Source organism: Paragemmobacter ruber (assembly GCF_009908315.1).
GTDB lineage: Bacteria > Pseudomonadota > Alphaproteobacteria > Rhodobacterales > Rhodobacteraceae > Paragemmobacter > Paragemmobacter ruber.
In genome coordinates, this window is record NZ_JAAATW010000001.1 from 208899 (window position 1) to 228019 (window position 19121).

Genomic DNA, 19121 nt, shown 5'->3' on the forward strand with positions numbered 1-19121 from the left:
CCACAGACACGGACGTCTAGGTTGTGTGGGTAAGTATGTGCCGTGCGGAAGTCCGACCGTGCGTTTCGTGTTTGTGCCAGTACCAGACGGACGCCCTCAGGCAGCTGGTTGCAGCATGAAAATACTAGCCGTCGATGACGACGAAACGATCCTCGATCTGCTGGCAGAGGCCTTGGCCCTGTCCGGGCATGAACGGATGGCGCGCGCCCGTTCGGCGCATGAGGCGCTTGGCGTGATCGCCGCGACGACCACACCGTTCGACTGTCTTCTTCTGGATATCCAGATGCCCGGGATGGACGGCATCGCGCTCTGCCGCGAGGTGCGCAGCCTGCCCGGCTATACCTATACACCCATTCTCATGCTGACGGCCATGTCGCAGCGCGAATACATTGAACGCGCCTTCATGGCGGGCGCGACCGACTATGTGACCAAACCCTTCGATCTGCTGGAACTCAGCGCCCGCATCGGCATGGCCTATCGCCTGGTCGAAGAGCGCAACCGGGTTGAGGACGGGCTGACAACGATCGAGCGGCTGAAACGCGAATTGCGCACCTTGCCTGCCCTGTCGCTGAGCGATCCGCTGGATCTCGGTCAGGTTCCCCGGACAATCGCCTATCTGTCCTTCGAGAATTACATCCTGTCGCTGACGCGCGCGAAACTGTTCACCTCGAATGTGATGGCGGTGAAGATCGTCGATATCGAACGGATCCATGCCGAAAACCGGCCGGCCGAGTTTCTGGCCCATCTGCGCCTTGTCGGGCAGGCCCTGGCCGAGGCGACCGAGGGCGAAGGCAGCATCCTGTCCTATCGCGGGAACGGAACCTTCCTCTGTGTCAGCCACCATCGCAGCCGCCTGACGCCCGAAGACATCGAAACGCATATCAACGATTCGATCCTCGTCGGCCAGGGCGTATCGGTCATGGTGGGCGACCGGCTGTCGCTGGGCTCCTTCACGCGGTTCGGATCGCTGCAGTCGATCAACAAGGCGGCCGCAGCGGTGGAGCGCAAGCTCGAGACGATCGGCAAGGCACCCGCCCTGCCCCGGTCGCTGCCACAAAGATCACTGGCGCGCTATCGCGGCGAACAGGAGCGATCGGCCTATGAGGGCCTGCTGCGGCAGGTGCTGAACGAAGACCTCGCCCGCCTGCGCGGCGAACTTAATGCAGGCGCGGGTCGAGGTTCATCACAGCGACCTGAACCTTCACGCCGTCCAGCACCATGACCGGCCCTGCGGGATCCGCCCGCAGGCCGAGCCTGCCGATCCAGCGTGGCCAGACCGCCGGACCAAAGGCGATGATCTTATGCGCGCCGAGCGAACGCGCGGTGCGAATCATCTCGTACATCAGATCGCCCTGAACCTTCTTGCGCAGCCGCGCCGGCACCGCGTTCGACACGAAGATGCGCGATGCCTCCCAGATCTTGGGATCGACGGGAGCTTCGAAATCCATCAGGTCGGACGGAATGGAATCAAGCATCCCGCGCTGCGCGTCACGGATCATGTAGGTATACATGCCGACGCGAGCCGTGGTCGGGGTCAGCCGCACGCCTGCCAGCACCTCGCCATTCTCGTGCACGGCGATCCAGCGGCTGGCCGGGGTGTCGTACTGGTCGAACTCCATCCCTTCGGCTTCGGGAAGGCGCCAGTTGTTCCTGACGATAAAGGACTTGCGGCGCGCGCGCAGCAAATTGACGAACAGGTCACCGTGCTGATGCATGTTCTGGAAGGAAAGGGTCGTCGTCAGCATTGCAGGTCCTGGTATCGTCGTATCAGTGGTGCCGGCCACGGGCCGCCCGTCGGGCTGTTGCGGTCCGTCGTTCACCGGCAAGTCGGCCTGCCGCAGGTTCGTTCGGTGCGGAGGAAGGCTGACCATAGCATTCTCAAGCATAAACAATCGTTAAGCACATTCAGTCACGCAGCGTGAAAAAAACAACTCAAAACAACGCGCCCGGATGAATCTGGCAAAACTGTGGCAAATCGGCAAAGCAAAAAATCCTTAGCTTACAGTGTTTTGTTGCACATTCTTTACGCGGATCACGGCCTGCGCCCTTGTCAAATCGCAACATAAGAGCCGCGCCGTCCTGTCTGCATTGTTACGCAAACACAGACAATCCCGCCATGCGGGAAAATTCAAGAATCATTTCTACCATCGCGCGAAACACGTCGGCAGCGCGCATCCACGCCAGAAATCACCGCAGGACCACCATAATATGGTCCAACTGCGCGGGTAGCTTTCCAGGAAGTCCGCGCTGCACAGGCCCCTATGGGCCGAAATCCCTACGGGACATGTCATCGCGGAAGCGTTTCGGAGGGCTGGCATGCGTCGCTATTTTCAATGTTTCAAGGTATTTGGCGAAGTTGCCGATCTGATGCTGCTCGAACGGCCCGAGCGGCGTCTGCTGATCGACGTGTCGCTGGAACCCGCGAATCATGGGCCGGGGCGTAACCCCTATCCGCTGCGCACGACATTCTGCATCACCGACAGCGCCCTGATGGAGCGGTTCCTGTCCGAAATCGCGATCGGTGATGCCATTGACGCCCAGGGAACTTTCGTTCAGTCCGACTACATCCCTCACCGCACCACCTGCATCGACACGACCTTCCTCATGCTGGATTTCAGACGCCTCGCCGATCCGGAACAGCTGATCCCGGCACCCGCCGAATTTGCGAAGGATGCGCTGCGCAGGATGCGGCTGCATTGAACGAAAGGCTCGACCAGAGCATGACATCCGCCCCCTACAGCGCGGCAACGGCCTCGACCCGCGGCAGTCGTCTGACGACCGCGATGCGCGTGCGCCGGTATCTGCGCGCGGCGCTTCGCCTTGAAACCAGCGCCACCCGGCTGGAAAAGCAGGTGCGCGACTATGTGAACGGCAGCCTGGAGCTGTTCTGGAAGCGCCAGACGATCTATGCGGCGGCCGCGATGCTGTGCGGGTTCTACTATGATCTGCAGGTGGCGGTGCTGTGCTACCTGTTCATCCAGTTCACCGAGTTTTGCGACACGTGGCTGTCGCTGCGGATCGTGAAATGGAAGGGCGGCGGCCTTCGCGAGGCGCGGCGTTACCGCGACCTTCTGCTGCTTTCAGCGGTGCAAAGCACGACCGCGATCGTTCTCTGGGCGGGCATCGTTGCGCATATGGAGGGGATCTCCTCCCACTTCATGCCCCTGTTCTTCCTTTTTGCGGCGGGGCTTTTCGCCGCCGTGAACAACCATCAGATCCCGCAGATCCTTTTGCTGCGGCTCATCATGTATACGGGGGTGTTCCTCTACATCCCCATCGCCGATCTGCTTCACGTGCGCCCCCCGATCCAAAGCTTCCTTTGGCTGCAGCTGTTCACGGTGGTGTTCGTCCTGTTCTTCGTGATCGAATGTTCCGTCATCTTCCTGCGGCTGTATCGGCGCGGGCTCGATCAGCTGGATGAACTGCGCCTTGAGCGTGACCGCGTGCAGGCCGCCTATGAGGTGAAATCGCAGTTCGTCTCGGTGGTCAGCCACGAATTGCGCACCCCGCTTACTTCCATCAACGGGGCGCTTGGCTTGCTGCGGACGGGCGCCTATGACGCCGATCCCGCGAAGGCGCGCAACATCCTTGAAATCGCGCATAAAAACAGCATCCGCCTGTCCGCACTGATCAACGATCTTCTGGACCTTCAGAAGATCGAATCGGGGCAGATGAGTTATAACTTCGAAGAGATCGACCTGTCCGATACCATCGACGAATGCATCGGCTCGATGGAAACATTCGCGCAGGCCTACGGGATTACCATTGATTTCAAACCGCCTGAGCGATCGGCCATCGTCGTCGGCGACCGGGACCGCCTGCATCAGGTGCTGGATAACCTGATGTCGAACGCGATCAAGTTCTCACGGCGTGGCGAAAAGGTGCATGTGCGCGTCCGCAGAGACGCCGACCGTATCCTTGTCGAAGTGGAAGATCGGGGGATCGGCATCCCACCGGATTCGCGCGACAAGGTGTTTGGCAAGTTCACGCAGGTGGATTCGTCGGATCGGCGCAGCCACGGCGGCACCGGCCTTGGCCTGTGCATCGCGCAAGAGATCATGGCCGCACATGGTGGCAGCGTGGATTACAGCAGCACCCTTGGCGAAGGCACCACCTTCGTGATTGATTTTCCCCTGAAGGACAGAACGAAATGACGTTTCAAGCAGATGTTCCCCAGCACGCTGACATGGCCGCCCGGCTTGCGCCAATCCGTGCGCATTTCGTGGGAACCCTGCCGCCCCGGCGCGACCGGTTGGTGATGTTCCTCGCCCTGTCCGGCGAGCGCGCGCCAGATCCCGCGGTGATGCGGCAGTTGCAGGAAGATGCTCACAAGATCAGGGGTGTGGCACCGACGCTGGGTTTTGATGCGCTGGGACAGGTTGCCGCGAAAGCGGATGAAATCCTCGAACCCTGGCGCGACAGTGTGGACAGCGCACCCCTCACCGAGGATGTCATCCGCGCCCTCGCCAACCTTCTGGCCGAGGTTGAAAAGCTGATCGTTTCCGCCTGATCAGCCGGCGCTGCCGTCTTTCCGCGATTTCCATATCCGCCGGATGTCGGCAGGCAAAGACACAGGATCGAAGGGCTTGGTGATGCGCCCCAGCACGCCCAAGCCGCCGAACTCTGCCTCGACCGTATCCATCGCCTTTGCCGTCATGAAGATGGCGGGTGTCTGGGCAAGTTCAGGTTGTTCCCGCAAGGCCTGCAGGGTCTGCAACCCGTTCATCTCTGGCATCATGTAATCAAGAAGAAGAAGGTCGGGGGCGAAGGCCGCAGCCTGAACCACGGCCTGCGCGCCGGACGAGCATTGCAACACTTCAAAGCCGCCCAGATCTGCAAGGGCAAGCCGTGCGATCATCAGGATATCCTCATCGTCTTCGACGTGAAGGATACGGTTCAGAACAGTCATCGGCACCCCCCGCAGCGCCCGGTAGCCGGTTATCCCCAACCGTCACCCTCGACAGAGCCTGACGATCCGGTGACGTTGCGTCAATCGCCCCGTGTGGAAAAGTTATCCAATTGTGCAAACGAAATGTTTCCCGATCGCGAACGACAGGGCACAAACGCCACAACGGATCGCCGACTTTGCATTTTCGAGCGTGCCATAACGGGCGCCGTTCCGCCACCGCTTCCGTTGCGTAATGGGCCGTCCGAAACCTGATCTGCACCTCCGCAAGGCATAATCATCCAACGCGCCTCGGGCAGCTTCCGGCTGAAGTGAAACATCGCAAACATACAACAAGCCGCCGACCCGCAAAGGACGGCACCTGCCAGAATGCCTGAAATTGAACAGTCCCCGTCTTCGGCGGGCCGGAACCGAAAAGCGCGGTCTCGGCCCTGCAACTTGGGTTGCAGAGCCGAGACATGCGATCGGGGTGCAATGGCGCGAGGTGCGGACAAGGCACTTGGATAGATCGGCGCAGACAGCGCGATCAATCACCATTCCAGAACAGAACCAAAGCCAATGTCGACAATCCCAGACCTGCTGGCCACCCTGCCGCTCAAGGCGGACCGCCCCCTTGGCTGCCCCTTCCCGCGTCCGGTGATCGGAAGCGTGCCGTACAGCCTCGCGGTCACGGCGTTCATCATGGCTGCGGACAATCAGACGTTCTGGCGACGCAGTCTGGAGGTCTTTGACGGCAACCTGCTGCAGCTTGCAGGCTGGGGTGGCGCCGTTTCCATGCTGACGCTTCTGACCCTCAGCTTGCCCGGCTTCCGTTGGCTGCTGCGGCCGATGGCGGCTTTCCTGCTGATCCTCGCCTCGGTCACATCGTATTTCATGGACAGACTCGGGATCATCATCGACCGCGAGATGATCCAGAACGCCATGCTGACGACCATGTCCGAATCCAAGCATCTGATGACATGGAGTTTCGTGGCACAGGTGATCATCTGGGGCGTCCTGCCGGCTGTCGTGGCGCTTTGGGTGCGCGTGCGCCGCGGGCCATTGCTTGGCGATACGCTGCGCTGGGGGCTGACGGTGGCCGTGACGCTGGCCGTCTTCGCGGGCCTGCTTTTCAGCGACTTCAAGGCCTATTCTGCTGTGGCACGCGAACATAAGGAAGTTCTCGCCAGCTATCAGCCGGGTGCCGCCCTCAGCGGTGCCGTGCGCTATGCCAAGATGATGCTGAAGGCAAAGAACGTCGTGGTCAGCCCGGTCGGCCTGGACGCGCATAAGGGACAGCGGATCAGCACGCTGGCAAAGCCCGTGCTGACGGTGGTCTTTGTGGGGGAAACCGCACGGGCGCAGAACTTTGCCCTGAACGGCTATGACCGCCCGACCACACCAGAACTGGAACGGCGCGGCGTGATCAACTTCACCGATGTCACCTCTTGCGGAACCTCGACCGCGGTATCGGTGCCCTGCATGATGTCGAACCTTACGCGGGATGGCTATTCCTACAACCGTTCGATCCGGCAAGAGAACCTGATCGACGTGTTGCATCATGCCGATGTAGACGTCCTCTGGTGGGACAACAATACAGGCGATCAGGGTGTCGCCGCGCGGATCACCAAGGCCCGCCGCATGACCGCGGCCGACGACCCAGAGGCCTGCGTCGCAGGCGAATGTACGGATGCGGTCTTTCTCGGCCCGCTGAAACAGGCCCTGCCCACGATCACCCGCGATACGGTGCTTTTCGTGCATATGATCGGCAGCCATGGACCGAGCTACTACCTTCGCTATCCGCCGTCTGCTGAATACTTCACCCCGGCCTGCCGCACCGCCGAGTTCGCCGACTGCACGGTTCAGGAAATCGTCAATGCCTATGACAACTCGATCCGCTTCACGGATACCGTGATCGCCCGGACGATTGACCTGCTGTCGGCGCAGACGAACATTGCCCCCGCGGTGCTGTATCTGTCAGACCACGGGGAATCGTTGGGCGAGGATGGCCTCTATCTGCACGCCGCGCCCTATTTCATGGCCCCTGCGACCCAGACCACGGTGCCCATGATGATGTGGTTGCCCGACAGCTACACCTCCGGGCTGGCGGTCCAGCGCAACTGCATAGAGGCCAAGGCCGGGCAATCCCAAAGCCATGACAACCTGTTTCACACCGTTCTTGGCCTGATGGACATCGAGACGGAGGCACGCGATCCGTCGCTCGATCTGATCAGCGGCTGCCTCTAGACGGCGCACCCGGCCTTCAGCCCCTCGAACACCGCTTCTTCCGCGGTGCGGGGGGCAAGACAATCGCCCGCCATATGCAGCTCGATCCCCAGCGCCTCCACCGTCGCTGCCAGATCATCGACAGGCCGATGCCCGAGGCAGAGCACCAGCGTGTCGATCTCGGCCAATTCGACCGCCTCGGCAGAGGGCACATGCTGAAGGAACACGCTGCCTTCCGCCGTGCCGAACAGGCGCATGTAGGGGCGCACCTCGACCCGCAGGCGATGGAGTTCGGCGGCGATGTTGTCGCGCACATAAAGCGGCAGCACCTCGCCCGCATGAAGCCCGTTCACCGCCAAGGTGACCGCGGATCCTGCCTTGGCCAGCATTTCCGCCACCCCGGGACCGATCCAGTCGCAACGCCAATCCGCCACGACGACGCGCCCGCCGGGGCGCACCTCGCCGCGCAGCACCTGCCACGCGGTCACGACCTGCACCGATCCGTCATGGGGCATGTCGGCGGGCAGGTGCGGCTCTGCGCCGGTGGCCAGGATCACCGCATCGGGGCGCTCGGCCCGCAGGACGGCCTCTGTCACCCGCGCGCCCCGCCGCAGCGGGATCTGCGCGCGCTCCACCTCGCGCAGAAGGTTGGTGACCAGACCACCGAATTCGGCCCGTCGGGGAAGCAGTTGCGCAAGCAGGGCCTGCCCCCCCGGTTGCCCCCCAGCCTCGTGGATGGTCACGGAATGGCCGCGCCGCGCGGCCGTCACGGCAGCCTTCATCCCGGCAGGACCGCCACCGACGACAAGCACCTTCTTGCGCTGCGGCGCAGGCGGCAGGCTTGCATAGGCCAATTCGCGGCCGGTTTCGGGATGCTGAATGCAGGACACGGGCAATCCCTTGTGGAAATGCCCGATGCAGGCCTGATTGCAGCCGATGCAGGCGCGGATGTCGTCCACCGCGCCGCGCGCTGCCTTGGCCGGCATTTCGGGGTCTGCGATCAATGCCCGCGTCATGCCGCAGACATCCGCCAGCCCCGCCGCGAGGATGGCCTCGGCCTCATGCGGCTGGTTGATCCGGCCCGCCACGAAGACCGGCACGCGCAGCGCCCGGCGAAAGGCCCCGGCATCCTGTGCAACATAGCCCGGCGCATAGGCCATCGGTGGCGCGATATGCACCGCCCCCCCAACCGAGGCCGAGGTGCCCGTCGTGACATTCACATAATCAAGATCGCCCTGAAGGGCGATGCAGGCCTCCAGCGCCTCGGGGATGGTCAGGCCCTCATCATCACGCTCGCCCGCGCTGATCCTCAGGCCGATCACGAAATCCTCATCCGTCTCGGCCCGGATCGCCTGCAGCACTTGGCGCAGGAATGCCTGCCTCCGCGGGGCATCACCGCCATAGGCATCTTGGCGGCGGTTCACCCGGGGGTTCAGGAACTGCGCCGGCAGATAGCCATGGCTTGCCACAACCTCCACCCCGTCCAGCCCCGCCGCATGCATACGGCGCGCGCCGGCGGCATAGCCTGCGATAATCTCGTCGATCAGCGGCACCGTCAGGGCGCGGGGCATGACATGGAACCGCTCATTCGGGCTGATCGAGGGCGCATAGGCCACCGCCAGCAATCCATCCGCGCTTTCCATGATTTCGCGCCCGGGATGAAAAAGCTGCGAGATGACCGTGGCCCCCGCGTCATGCAGGGCCTCAGCCAGCCGTCGATAGCCCGGGATACAGCCATCCGTCGTCGCCATCAGCAGATGCGATGTGTAGCGCGCGGTTTCATGCACGCCGGCCACCTGCGTGACGATCAACCCCGCCCCACCCCGCGCGCGCGCCAAGTGATAGGCGATCAGCGCGTCATTTACGGTGCCGTCCTTTGGCAGAACCGTGTCATGGCCGGTGGACATGATGCGGTTGCGGATCGTTGCGCCGCGAATGCGCAGCGGAGAGAAGAAATGCGGAAACGCTGACGCTCTGCCGGTCCGTTCGTCCGCGATCATGTGCCTGCCTCCGCCTTCGGTCCTTCCGCGCCGCGTGAACGATGGCGGCTTTCGCCCTTTCCGGCCCGCTCGCCGCCGACGGCAAACCAGCATGAGGCGACATGCGATGCCCGCGCCTCCCTGTCGGTGCGCCGCGATCACCCGGGACAGCCCCCCTTTTGCGCAGGCCGACGCGGCGGCGAAAAACTTTCGCGGGCCGCGGAATAAGTCGGCGACGCCTGCGTTGTATCTGCGTCGGCATGACCGGCCAAGGTCACAGCAACATGCATGAAGGATACGAAGATGCAGAACGATGACACGAAATCCAACGTCATGACGCGCCGCAACCTGCTCCGCCGCGTCGGTCTGGCAGCGGGCGCCGCCTATATCGCGCCGGCCATGGTCGGGTTCAGCGCGGCGCGTGCCAGCAGCGGCGGTTCGGGCGGTGGCAACTCGGGCGGCGGCAATTCGGGTGGCAACTCGCGGGGGAACTCCGGCGCCTCGCGGTCGGGGTCCAGCGGCCAGTCGTCGGGCGCATCGCGTGGCCGCAATTCCCGGCCGTCGAACGACTTCAGCGCATCGCGCGGCACGTCGAACACGTCGGGCCCGTCGCGGGGCCGCGGCCAGGGCGCGGGCGCCAACCCGGCCTGGGTCGATCGGATCATGCAGGGCCTCTGATTTGGGCGCGCACCGATCCCACAAGAACGCAGGCACGGGAGAGTTCTCTCCCGTGCCGCTGCTCTGGAGGCTGCAGTTCGACGGCATCGCCGCGCCGGTCCTTCTTCCGCAACAGGCGGAGTTTCTGGCCGCGCTGGACCAATGCATCACTGGATGGCGTCACAGAGTTTCGAATTTCGATCCCGACGATCCGGCCAGTGAACGCCCGCTCTGCATCATCGAGGCGCGTCCGGGCGGCACCTATCGCGCGCATTCCCGCTTTATCGAGGGGCCGCTGGATGGGCTGGGTGTTGCGACCGCCGTCTGCGTGATCTTGGCCGACCTGTCCCAGCATTACGCCGATCTCGATCTTGGACATGCGTTCGGCCTGCATTGCGGCGGCGTCATTATGAACGACCGCGCGATCATCCTTGCGGGTGAGAAACGCGCTGGAAAATCCACCCTCGTCGCGCGGCTTGCTTGCGACGACGGGGTCACGGTGCTGAGCGATGATGTCCTGCCCATCGATCATTCGGGCACCATCACAGGCCTTGGTCTGGCACCCCGCCTGCGCCTTCCTCTGCCGGTCAATGCCTCGTCTGCATTTCGGGCGCAGGTGGATCGGCTGCTCGGCGCGGCGGATGATCGTTACGGCTATCTGCTGACGCCCGGCCTCGCCCCGCATGGGCGGCGCGCCAAGGCCCACGCCTTCATCCTGCTGGACCGGCGCCCGGACGGCCCGGCCGCGTTGCATCATCTGGCCGAGGATGAGTTGCTGCAGGCAATCATCGCCCGCAGCATTGCCGGCCCGGATGGGCCCGAGGCCGTGCTGGATGCGGCGGAAAGTCTGGCCGTCGGAATGGTCGGGCTGCGATTAGTCTATTCCGATCTTGAAGAGGCCACGCGCCTGCTGCACCGGGCCTTTGCCGCGACCACGGACCAGAGGCAGCCAAGGGTGGACATCGGCCCCCCCCTTTCCCCCCGATCCGCGCCGGACAGGCGCGATCCCGCCCAACTGGACCCTGCCCAGCGCCTTGCACGCCAGCCCGATACCGCGATCCGGCACGTCGGTGGTGCCGCCTTTCTCTGGCGTCCCGGCGATGCCATGCTTTGGCACCTCAACCCGGCGGCACAGGCCATCTGGGCCCTTCTGGACCGAAGCGCCACCGCCAACGAGATCACCGATGACATGACCGTGATCTTCCCCGAGGTGCCCGCCGCCCAGCTGTTTGCAGACACGCGCCAGATGCTGGCGCAACTCTGCGAGGAAGGCTTTGTGCTGCCCGCGCCGCCAAACGGCGCCGATGGCGCTTGACCAGCGTCCGGGGCGGGCAACGCCCCGGACGCTGTGGCGATGTCAGACGGGGTCACCCGGAAGAATGGCGTGTCTGTCCCAGTCCAGCGACTTGCGGTAACGCGCCACGACCCGACCTTCCTGCAAGGCCAGAAGGTGCAGCCACCCATTGTCGAACAAGGCTCGCACCCCGTCATGCTTGCGCAGAACGTCGGTCATTGCATCCAGCGGCGCTTCGATCATCACAGTCAGGCGCAGCGGCTCATGCCCTGCCGCGGTGCCGTCATGCACCGCCTGCCACGGCAGCCCCGCGCGCAGGATGCCACCGTTCCCCTCGACCACGCCAATGCCGCCCACGACATTGTGGATCAGCTTGTTGCCACCGCCGAAAACCTCGGGCGTGATTGTCGATGCATAGTATTGCAGGCTGATCCAGCTTGCCACCACAACCGGCGCGGTCAGGATCAGCTCCAGCGTGCCAAATCCGCCATCCGCCTGCCAGTCATAGCTGTGCAGGAAGGCCCTGCCCCCCAGATTCTTGCCTTTCGTCACGCGGCGCGGCGCAGCGATGAAGGCCGCGCATCCCGCAAGGCCCCATTCTGGGCGCACCTCAGACCAGTCAGAGGCGCGCTTGGCCAAGGTATCGGTAGTTGCGCCGGGCAGACGCAGCGCACGCTCAGCCCGCGCGACCTTTCCTGCCGCAGCCAGCCAGCCTTCGGCCCGGGCAATATCCGCTAGATGGCCGGGGGCCTCACTGTCCTTGTAAAGCTGCACCCGATCCGTCACCGTGTCGTGCAGCCCGGCCAGGAAAAGCGTGTCGCTGGGCAATTCAATCCCGAAAGTGGAAAGCCCGGCCCGCGTCTCAGGATCATTCAGCAGCGCTGCCAGAAGACGGGCCGAAACCTCGCCCGTCTGGCCGCAGCAGGCGCCGCAGTGATAAGCGCTTTCATGCGGATTGTTGGTCACCTGCGCACCGTGACCAAGCAGCAGCACCAGCCGCGCGTGACCTTGGGTCAGGCTCATTGCCCGCAGCACAGCGGCCGCCGTCTTGGCCTTCTGTTCCCCCGTCAGCCCGTCCTCAAGACGCGGCATGGGTGATGCGGCCAGCCCTTCGCCACCGGCGCGCAGTGCATCACGCACCAGCTTGCCGCCGTAGAAGGGACCGGTCGCTTCGACAAAAGCAAAGGATGACACGGCCGCCTGCCGGAACCGCCCCCAGGCACGCTTTGCGCGGGCGGCGATGCGTCTGGCCTCCTCTGCGGCATCGTCCCCGTGGCTGGTAGAGATGAGCGCAGGGTTCAACAGCGCGGGCAGGTGCGCCTGAACCTCATCCGTCCCGGCGGGCCGATGCCCGATCGGAAGGCCGAAGAACCCGGCAAAGCCGATCGTTTCGATGCCGTCGTTCTGATCTTCCAGCGCCCGGCGCAGGATTTCCGAGCGGACGTCGATGCAGAAGGCCGCCTGCAGCAAGGGGCGCCCCGCCTGCGGCGCCGGCCCAGACAGCAGCCCGGCCAGATGCCGCTGGTGGGCACGCTCTGCCGCCTCTTGCAGGATGGCATCCAGCGTCTGATCCGGCGATGGCGACAGCGCCGCCCCGTGCAGGGCGACCGTGGCCTGCCAATCCGCCGCGATCTCGGGACATTGCGCCAGCAACGCCTCTTCCCAGACCAGACGGATCGCCAGAAGATCGGTCAAGGTCGTCTCTGCCTGTCCCTTCAGCTCTGCCTGCCACAGCAGCCAGCGCGCATGCATGGACCACCCCCCAAGATCAAGCAGCAGCCGGTGGAACACCGTCTCGGCCGCCTCGACCGTCAGTCCCAGCTTCTCGCTGGCCCGCAGGACCGCGCGATCCGCCGTGTCGGGGGCCGCTGCCACATGGGCGCAGAACTCGGCCAAGCCCGCGATTTCAGGCGTCAGGTCATGCGTCGCCCATTCCCGCCACGCGGCAAAGGCCCCCTGTCCCGACCGCGGTGTCCAAAGCGCCTGACCACGGTCAAAGTATCCCGCCGCCCACAGGCCGAAGCTGCGCGCGATCACCGCGGGCCAGTCGCGCCCGGTCACCAGCGCGGCAAGTTCGGCCACCGTCGGCAGGGCCGCAGGTGCTTCGGCAGGCCCATGCATGCGGGCCTTGAGCATCGCCAGATCCAGCGGCTTGACCGGCGACGCGCTGGCGATCAGCGCGGCGGCAAGATCATCATCGGTGATCTCGCCTCTTGCGACCTTGGCCGACAGGTCCGCGCGCGGTTGCGTCAGGCCGATGCCCGCAACGCGGGCCAGCCGGGCCGAGGCCTGCGCAAGGTCTTCCCCGGTCTGCCCGAGGAACGGGTTCACCGCCACCGTGGCGTCCAGCGGAAAGGCGGGCGGGATCGCGCGCGCCGCTGCCTCTGCCGCCCGCAGCAAGTGCGATGCAAAGGAGGGTGCGATCTGCGTATGTTTCAGAAACATGCTTGCCTCCAGAAATCAGGATTTTGCCGAGGTACGGAAACCGCCGATCATCCGATCGAGCAGCGCGTTGAGATAAAGCCCGTTGGCCAGATGCACGCGCAGCCCCGCCATCGACGGGTGATGCGCCCAGATCGGAAACAGGGCCTGCGCAAAGGCGACCAGCCCGAAAGACAGGACCGCCACCACGATCAGCGCCCATTCCAGCGGGCCAGCCACCGGCGTGACGGGCAGTGACGGCCCCCAGATGGCCTGCGCCAGCACCTGAAAGCTGAAATATGCCAACGCCGCCGCGATCGAAGCCCCCACCGTGCGCCGCGTCAGCGCACCCGGAGCGGCATCCGCCAGCCCCTGGGCGATCAGATAGGACACCCCGAAGATTAGGATCGCCCCCAGCGCCAGCGCCTGCGGCGACTTCTCACCCACCAGCGCTGAAAACCCGGCGGCAACACCGATGTAAAGCGTCAAGGCCAGCGCGAAGGACCGCCCCACCGCCAGCAGGCCCGGCACGGCCACCGGCCCGGGCTTGCGCAGCGCATTCACCGCGCGCACCGCACCGCCCGAAGACAGGAAGGCATGGGCCTTGTAAAGCGAATGGGCGATGATGTGCAAAAGCGCCAGTGCCCAAAGACCCAATCCGCATTGCAGCAGCATGAACCCCATCTGCGATACGGTGGACCAGGCCAAAGCCGTCTTCACGGCGCTCTGCGTCAGCATGACCAGCGCCCCGAACAGGGCCGTGAAACCGCCCAGCACAACCAGTGCGGCCATCGCGCCCGGGCTTTGCTGCACCAGCCCAGACAGGGTGATCAGCAGCACGCCGCCGGAATTGATGATGCCTGCGTGCAGCAGGGCGGAAACCGGCGTCGGCGCCTCCATCACCTCGGTCAGCCAGCCGTGCAGCGGAAAGGCCGCTGTCTTCAACGCCGCAGACAGCACGATCAGCGAAACCGCGACCTGCGCCCCCGTCGGCAGCGCATCGGCAGAGATCAGCGTCGCGATTTCGACCGATCCTAAGCCGTGCCAAAGGAGGATCGACGCGGCCACAAGGGCCATATCGCCAGCCGCCCAGACACGGATAAACTTGGCCGCCGCCCGCTGCGCCTCGCGCCGGTCGGCATAAAACAGCAGAAGTTGGCGCAGAACCAGACCGGTCGCGACAAAGGACAGGACGAGGACCGGCAAGCTCGCCGCCTGCACCAGAACCAGAACCGACGCGACGGCGGTCAAGGTCAGGGCATGGAAGCGGCCCTCCCGCGCCTCGCCGTCCAGATAACGGCGGGCATAACGCAGGACCACCCAGCCGACGAAAGCCACCAGAAGGGCAAGGGTCACGCTGACCGGATCCAGCCGGACCAGATCCAAGCCGAACAGCGCAAGGGTTTCTGGCCCCGTGATCCAAAGCCGCACGGCCGCCGCAAGCGCAAATGCAACTGACACAAGGGCGGCGGTTTCAGCCAGCACAGGCAGCCGACCGGGGCGGCGGCCCGGATGCAGGGCGAACGGCATGGCTGCTGCCAAAAGGATCAGCGGGCCAAGGGCTAGGATCGGCACAGTCATCATCGCGATCTCCCATTGAACGACAAAGGGCGATGTAGCGCTTGCAGAATATGCAGAAAATTACATATATTCGACGATATCATTCCACAAAATAGAACAATGTCACAGATCAACCTGCATCACCTGCGCCTCTTCCGGGCGGTCGCCAGCGACGGGACACTGACCGGCGCGGCGCGCGCGCTGAACCTGTCGCAATCCGCGCTGTCCACGCAACTCAAAGCGCTGGAGGCGTCGCTCGGGCAGGATCTGTTCGAAAGGCGCGGCCGCGGCCTTGTGCTGACCGAAGCAGGCCGCATCGCGCTCGACCATGCCGAAGCGATCTTCCGCACCGCCGATGACCTGACCGCCACCCTGCGCGAAACCGGCAGGGCGCGGCGCGCGCTGCGCGTGGGCGCGCTTGCAACCCTGTCACGCAATTTCCAGATGCAGTTCCTGCGCCCCCTGCTCGGACGCGCGGATGTAGAGGTCGTCCTGCGCTCGGGATCGCAAGAGGAACTGTTGCAGGGCCTTGAAGAACTTGCGCTCGACGTGATCCTGACAAATGTCGCGCCTGCGCGCGATGCCACAAGCCACTGGCTGATCCACCGGCTGGACGAACAGCCCGTCAGCCTGATCGGAACGCCCGCCCGTGCAGGTTCTGCACCCTATCAGCTGCGCCAGTTGCTCGGCACGCAACCGCTGATCGTGCCGACGCGGACCACAGCCCTGCGCGCGGCCTTCGATGCGCTGGCGGCACGGCTGAACGTCGCCCCGATCCTTGCCGCCGAGGTGGATGACATGGCCATGATCCGCCTTCTCACCCGCGCCGATGCGGGGCTGGCGATCATTCCCCCTATCGTGGTGCGTGATGAGTTGCAGGCCGGCTCGCTGGTCGAGGTCAGCCGCCTGGACGGCATCAGCGAAACCTTCTTCGCCGTCACCCGCGAACGCCGCTTTCCCAACCCGCTTCTGGGGGATGTCTTGAAGGCTTGAGGGATCAAGACGGTGCTGTCAGACGAATGCGAACGCGTCTCCATTCGCCCTACCCATGGCTTACGTCAGGCAACGAGGAGACCGCGCCACTCGGCAACGGCGGCGGCGCGGTTGGCCTTGTAGTGGTCTCGTGACGTTAGCGTTCGCTCCAAGTTGAAGTGGCCGCAGACAGAGGCGTGGACGGTAGCGAACTTCTGCAGACTTCGCATGCGCCGGAACCGCAGCATCGCGCGCTCCCGCCTTCGGAAAGGCGGATGAGAGCTCTCTGCCCTGTTGTTTGCCCACCGGGCGATCTCCTGGTCATCGCCACGGCCGAGGTCTTTCAGCGCTGCCCCGTAGGAGCGCAGCTTGTCTGTGACGATTGTTTCAGGGCGCCCATGCCGGCGCATGGATTTCTTCAGAAATTTCAACGCAAACTTGCGATCCCGTGTCTTTGTCACGAAGCTTTCGAGGACCTCGCCCTCGTGATCGACGGCCCGCCAGAGGTAGTGCATCGCGCCGTTGATCTTCACGCACATCTCGTCGAGGTGCCACTTCCACTTGCGGCACTGGCTCATGCGATCGACGCGCTTTCTGCGGATTTCGGCTGCGAAGATCGGGCCGAAACGGTTCCACCACCAGCGGACAGTTTCATGGCTGATCTCGATGCCCCGCTCGTGGAGGAGATCCTCCACGTTCCGCAGCGACAGCGGGAAGCGGATTTAGAGCATCACCGCGAGGCGGATGATCACGGGGCTGGTCTTGAAGTATCGGAAGGGGGATCGTTGGGTCATCTGGGCAGTCGAGTGGCGTCCACTCCGCAGAGCAATGCAAGCTCCTCTGACATTGCCTCCGCGCCCAAGGATCGTTCGGATCAGTCCAGCCCATCGCTTGGCGCAGTATCTGGCGAGAGCGAGCGGAGACGCGAAGGATCCGACCTAACAACTCTGCGCTAACCGATCCATGTGTCCTCGTTCAGACTGCTACCCAGAAAAGACAGGCCAGACCGAAGCCCCTCTCGCGTGATGGAGCCGCCGAGGCAGATGCGCAGATGTTCGTTCGGCGCGCCCGAAACGGTAAAGGCATCCGACGGCATCAGCCCGATCCCCCGCCCGTTCATGCGGCCCATGATCTCGGCCCGGCCCATGCCTGCGGGCACCGTGAGCCAAAGGTTAAAGGCATGGCGATCCGAGGTGAACTCAAACCCCTGCAAAAGACGCGCGGCGATATCCTGGCGGGCGGCGCTTTCGGCGCGGATGAAACGGCAGATTCGATCGGCCGTGCCATCCTCGATCCAACGCGTCACCAGCGCCATCGCAAGGGGAGAGGCCATGACATTGGCCACCCGCAGATTTTGGGCCAATTGAAACGCGGCCCGGCTGTCGGGCGCGATGGTGAAGGCCAAGCGCAGACCCGCGCCGATGCATTTGGCCAGCCCGGTGATATGCCATGTCAACTCGGGCACCAGCGTGGCAAAAGGCGCAGGGGCGTGGGGATGCACGAAACCGTAGGCATCATCCTCGATCAACGGCAGGCGATGGCGTTGCAGGGTTTCGGCGATCTCCATCCGGCGGGCGGCGGGGATCGTCAAGGTGGTGGGGTTGTGCAAGGTGGGGTTCAAATACAGCGCCTTGGGTTTGTGGCGCTGGATCGCGTCGGCAAGCGCATCGGGAAGGATGCCCTCCGCATCCATCGGCAACCCGACCAGCACCAGCCCAGCCCGCGCGGCGATGGCCCTGATGCCGGGATAGGTGATCGCCTCGCACAGGATCGTGTCGCCGGGGGCGGCCAGGATTTGCAGCACCGCCGCCATCGTGGCATGGGCGCCCGGCGTCACGGCGATGCGATCTAGGTTGGGCACCATCCCGCGCATCGACAGCCATGACAGCGCGGCCGAGCGGTCCATTTCCGACCCGACCGTGGATTGATAGCGCAACAGCGCCACCAGATTGGCACCCACCGTGTCCAGGCCCTGGCGCATCGCCGCCAGAAGCGCCGGATCGTCGGGTTCCGGCGGCAGGTTCATCGCCAGATCCTGTTCGCGCGCCCGTCGGGGGTCGGACACCGGCCCCGTGGCACCGGGGCGCGCACGCACAAAGGTGCCACGCCCGACATGGCTGTCGACCAGACCGCGCGACTGCGCCTCGGTATAGGCGCGGCTGACTGTGGTGAAATCCAGCCCCAGCACATCCGCCAGCCGCCGCTGCGGCGGCAGTTGTGCGCCCGCCTTCAAGACACCGCTACTGGCATCCCGCTCGATCGCGTCGGCGATTTCCAGATAGCGCGGCTTGCCGCTTGTGCTGAAGCTGGGCACCCAGGATGTCATTGCACACTCCGGTCATCACAAATTGACTGCATATGTATGCATCCCGGCAAAGGGCCGAAAGCGCAAGCCGATTCTCATGGGAACGTTGCAATAACCTAGGTCGATGCTGCATTTCCGTGCAATTCTGTGTGGATTTCGCCCAGCATTCCAGCGATCAGCAGAAATTGCCTGCTAAATTGTATGGATAATTGATTCAGATATTGGCTGCATGGCCCGCGCGAGCATCCTTCTCCCATATCCCATCCAGACAGGAGAGGCCGATGCCCACAGTCACCAAAGACGCCCACAAACCCGGCGACTATTTTGTCGATTACGAGAGCAAGGTTTTTGAGGATGTGAAGGCCGACCCGGGCGAAAAGGCGCTGGTGACCTTTCACACCATGGCCTTCGAAGGCTCCATCGGTCTGGTCAACATCCTGAACGCGATCCGGCTGAACAAGAAGGGCTATGAGACGTCGATCCTGCTCTATGGTCCCGGTGTTCTGCTGGGCGTACAGCGCGGCTTCCCCAAGATCGGCGACGAGGCCTTTCCCGGCCACCAGAACTTCAACAAGAACCTCGAACGGTTCATGGCTGAAGGCGGCAAGGTCTATGCCTGCCGTTTTGCGCTGCAGGCGCTTTATGGCAGCGGCGAACCCGCGCTGATCCCGGGGATCACCCCGATCATGCCGCAGGACGTGCTGGACTGCATCCTGCTGCACAAAAAGGCCAATGCGGTGATCATCGACACCTGGACAGTCTGACATCTCCGGCCTGCCCCCATCCCGGGGCAGGCCAATCCCCCGCACGCCGGAGAAGACC

Annotated in this window: 15 protein-coding genes and 1 pseudogene; 9 read left to right on the top strand and 7 right to left on the bottom strand. The window is 64.0% G+C overall.

Features of this window, described 5'->3' with window-relative positions; translation table 11 throughout:
- Positions 1-115: 115 nt before the first annotated feature.
- Positions 116-1222, top strand: a complete 1107-nt coding sequence (locus GU920_RS01045) for a response regulator (RefSeq protein WP_161765065.1) — start codon at positions 116-118, stop codon at positions 1220-1222.
- Here GU920_RS01045 and GU920_RS01050 read toward each other — a convergent pair.
- Positions 1158-1745, bottom strand: a complete 588-nt coding sequence (locus tag GU920_RS01050; protein WP_161765067.1) for an acyl-homoserine-lactone synthase — start codon at positions 1743-1745, stop codon at positions 1158-1160. The genes GU920_RS01045 and GU920_RS01050 overlap by 65 nt on opposite strands.
- Before the next feature lie 571 nt (positions 1746-2316).
- Here GU920_RS01050 and GU920_RS01055 point away from each other — a divergent pair.
- The 3 genes from GU920_RS01055 to GU920_RS01065 are packed head-to-tail and all read left to right on the top strand — an operon-like array spanning position 2317 to position 4510.
- Complete coding sequence (locus GU920_RS01055) at positions 2317-2700, top strand: hypothetical protein (RefSeq protein WP_161765069.1); 384 nt, start codon at positions 2317-2319, stop codon at positions 2698-2700.
- A 20-nt stretch (positions 2701-2720) separates the two neighbouring features.
- Entirely contained in the window at positions 2721-4154 is a 1434-nt protein-coding gene (locus tag GU920_RS01060) for a sensor histidine kinase (RefSeq protein WP_161765071.1), read from the top strand.
- A gap of 32 nt (positions 4155-4186) precedes the next feature.
- On the top strand, positions 4187-4510 hold the full coding sequence (locus tag GU920_RS01065; protein WP_161765073.1) for an Hpt domain-containing protein: 324 nt from the start codon (positions 4187-4189) through the stop codon (positions 4508-4510).
- On the opposite strand, the gene GU920_RS01070 is transcribed toward GU920_RS01065, so the two are convergent.
- Positions 4511-4909 (bottom strand): response regulator, encoded by a 399-nt coding sequence (locus GU920_RS01070; protein WP_161765075.1) that lies wholly within the window; start codon positions 4907-4909, stop codon positions 4511-4513.
- A 555-nt stretch (positions 4910-5464) separates the two neighbouring features.
- Here GU920_RS01070 and GU920_RS01075 point away from each other — a divergent pair.
- Entirely contained in the window at positions 5465-7132 is a 1668-nt protein-coding gene (locus tag GU920_RS01075; protein WP_161765077.1) for a phosphoethanolamine transferase, read from the top strand.
- Here the strand turns inward: GU920_RS01075 and GU920_RS01080 are convergent.
- Positions 7129-9111, bottom strand: coding sequence for an oxidoreductase (locus GU920_RS01080; RefSeq protein WP_161765079.1), 1983 nt, complete (start codon positions 9109-9111; stop codon positions 7129-7131). The genes GU920_RS01075 and GU920_RS01080 overlap by 4 nt on opposite strands.
- A 267-nt stretch (positions 9112-9378) precedes the next feature.
- Between GU920_RS01080 and GU920_RS19280 the strand changes: the two genes are divergently transcribed.
- Together GU920_RS19280 and GU920_RS01090 are read left to right on the top strand one after the other, a co-directional pair.
- Entirely contained in the window at positions 9379-9768 is a 390-nt protein-coding gene (locus GU920_RS19280; protein ID WP_201743947.1) for a hypothetical protein, read from the top strand.
- 52 nt (positions 9769-9820) lie between these two features.
- Entirely contained in the window at positions 9821-11062 is a 1242-nt protein-coding gene (locus tag GU920_RS01090; protein WP_161765081.1) for a PqqD family protein, read from the top strand.
- Positions 11063-11104: 42 nt separating this feature from the next.
- Here the strand turns inward: GU920_RS01090 and GU920_RS01095 are convergent, their stop codons facing one another.
- On the bottom strand, positions 11105-13486 hold the full coding sequence (locus GU920_RS01095) for a YbcC family protein (protein WP_161765083.1): 2382 nt from the start codon (positions 13484-13486) through the stop codon (positions 11105-11107).
- 15 nt (positions 13487-13501) lie between these two features.
- Complete coding sequence (locus tag GU920_RS01100) at positions 13502-15046, bottom strand: proton-conducting transporter transmembrane domain-containing protein (RefSeq protein WP_201743948.1); 1545 nt, start codon at positions 15044-15046, stop codon at positions 13502-13504.
- A gap of 96 nt (positions 15047-15142) precedes the next feature.
- On the opposite strand from GU920_RS01100, the gene GU920_RS01105 reads away from it, so the two are divergent.
- Positions 15143-16015 carry a LysR family transcriptional regulator gene (locus GU920_RS01105; RefSeq protein ID WP_161765085.1) on the top strand — a complete coding sequence of 291 codons (873 nt, stop codon included), beginning with the start codon at positions 15143-15145 and terminating at the stop codon, positions 16013-16015.
- Positions 16016-16080: 65 nt separating this feature from the next.
- Here the strand turns inward: GU920_RS01105 and GU920_RS01110 are convergent.
- Together GU920_RS01110 and GU920_RS01115 are read right to left on the bottom strand one after the other, a co-directional pair.
- A pseudogene (locus GU920_RS01110) lies at positions 16081-16788 on the bottom strand (IS6 family transposase).
- Between the two features lie 158 nt (positions 16789-16946).
- Positions 16947-18320 carry an aminotransferase-like domain-containing protein gene (locus tag GU920_RS01115; protein ID WP_161765087.1) on the bottom strand — a complete coding sequence of 458 codons (1374 nt, stop codon included), beginning with the start codon at positions 18318-18320 and terminating at the stop codon, positions 16947-16949.
- Between the two features lie 260 nt (positions 18321-18580).
- Here GU920_RS01115 and GU920_RS01120 point away from each other — a divergent pair, with 260 nt between their 5' ends.
- The gene (locus GU920_RS01120; RefSeq protein WP_161765089.1) at positions 18581-19063 is read left to right on the top strand and encodes an MSMEG_0572/Sll0783 family nitrogen starvation response protein; all 483 of its coding nucleotides are present in this window, start codon (positions 18581-18583) and stop codon (positions 19061-19063) included.
- Positions 19064-19121 lie beyond the last annotated feature (58 nt).

Bases quoted from the DNA above. Each gene is read 5' to 3' on its own strand.
- GU920_RS01080 (WP_161765079.1), bottom strand. From the start codon at position 9,111: ATGATCGCGGACGAACGGACCGGCAGAGCGTCAGCGTTTCCGCATTTC.
- GU920_RS19280 (WP_201743947.1), top strand. From the start codon at position 9,379: ATGAAGGATACGAAGATGCAGAACGATGACACGAAATCCAACGTCATG.
- GU920_RS01095 (WP_161765083.1), bottom strand. From the start codon at position 13,486: ATGTTTCTGAAACATACGCAGATCGCACCCTCCTTTGCATCGCACTTG.
- GU920_RS01060 (WP_161765071.1), top strand. From the start codon at position 2,721: ATGACATCCGCCCCCTACAGCGCGGCAACGGCCTCGACCCGCGGCAGT.
- GU920_RS01050 (WP_161765067.1), bottom strand. From the start codon at position 1,745: ATGCTGACGACGACCCTTTCCTTCCAGAACATGCATCAGCACGGTGAC.
- GU920_RS01065 (WP_161765073.1), top strand. From the start codon at position 4,187: ATGGCCGCCCGGCTTGCGCCAATCCGTGCGCATTTCGTGGGAACCCTG.
- GU920_RS01075 (WP_161765077.1), top strand. From the start codon at position 5,465: ATGTCGACAATCCCAGACCTGCTGGCCACCCTGCCGCTCAAGGCGGAC.
- GU920_RS01070 (WP_161765075.1), bottom strand. From the start codon at position 4,909: ATGACTGTTCTGAACCGTATCCTTCACGTCGAAGACGATGAGGATATC.
- GU920_RS01045 (WP_161765065.1), top strand. From the start codon at position 116: ATGAAAATACTAGCCGTCGATGACGACGAAACGATCCTCGATCTGCTG.
- GU920_RS01055 (WP_161765069.1), top strand. From the start codon at position 2,317: ATGCGTCGCTATTTTCAATGTTTCAAGGTATTTGGCGAAGTTGCCGAT.
- GU920_RS01100 (WP_201743948.1), bottom strand. From the start codon at position 15,046: ATGATGACTGTGCCGATCCTAGCCCTTGGCCCGCTGATCCTTTTGGCA.
- GU920_RS01115 (WP_161765087.1), bottom strand. From the start codon at position 18,320: ATGACATCCTGGGTGCCCAGCTTCAGCACAAGCGGCAAGCCGCGCTAT.
- GU920_RS01120 (WP_161765089.1), top strand. From the start codon at position 18,581: ATGCCCACAGTCACCAAAGACGCCCACAAACCCGGCGACTATTTTGTC.
- GU920_RS01105 (WP_161765085.1), top strand. From the start codon at position 15,143: ATGTCACAGATCAACCTGCATCACCTGCGCCTCTTCCGGGCGGTCGCC.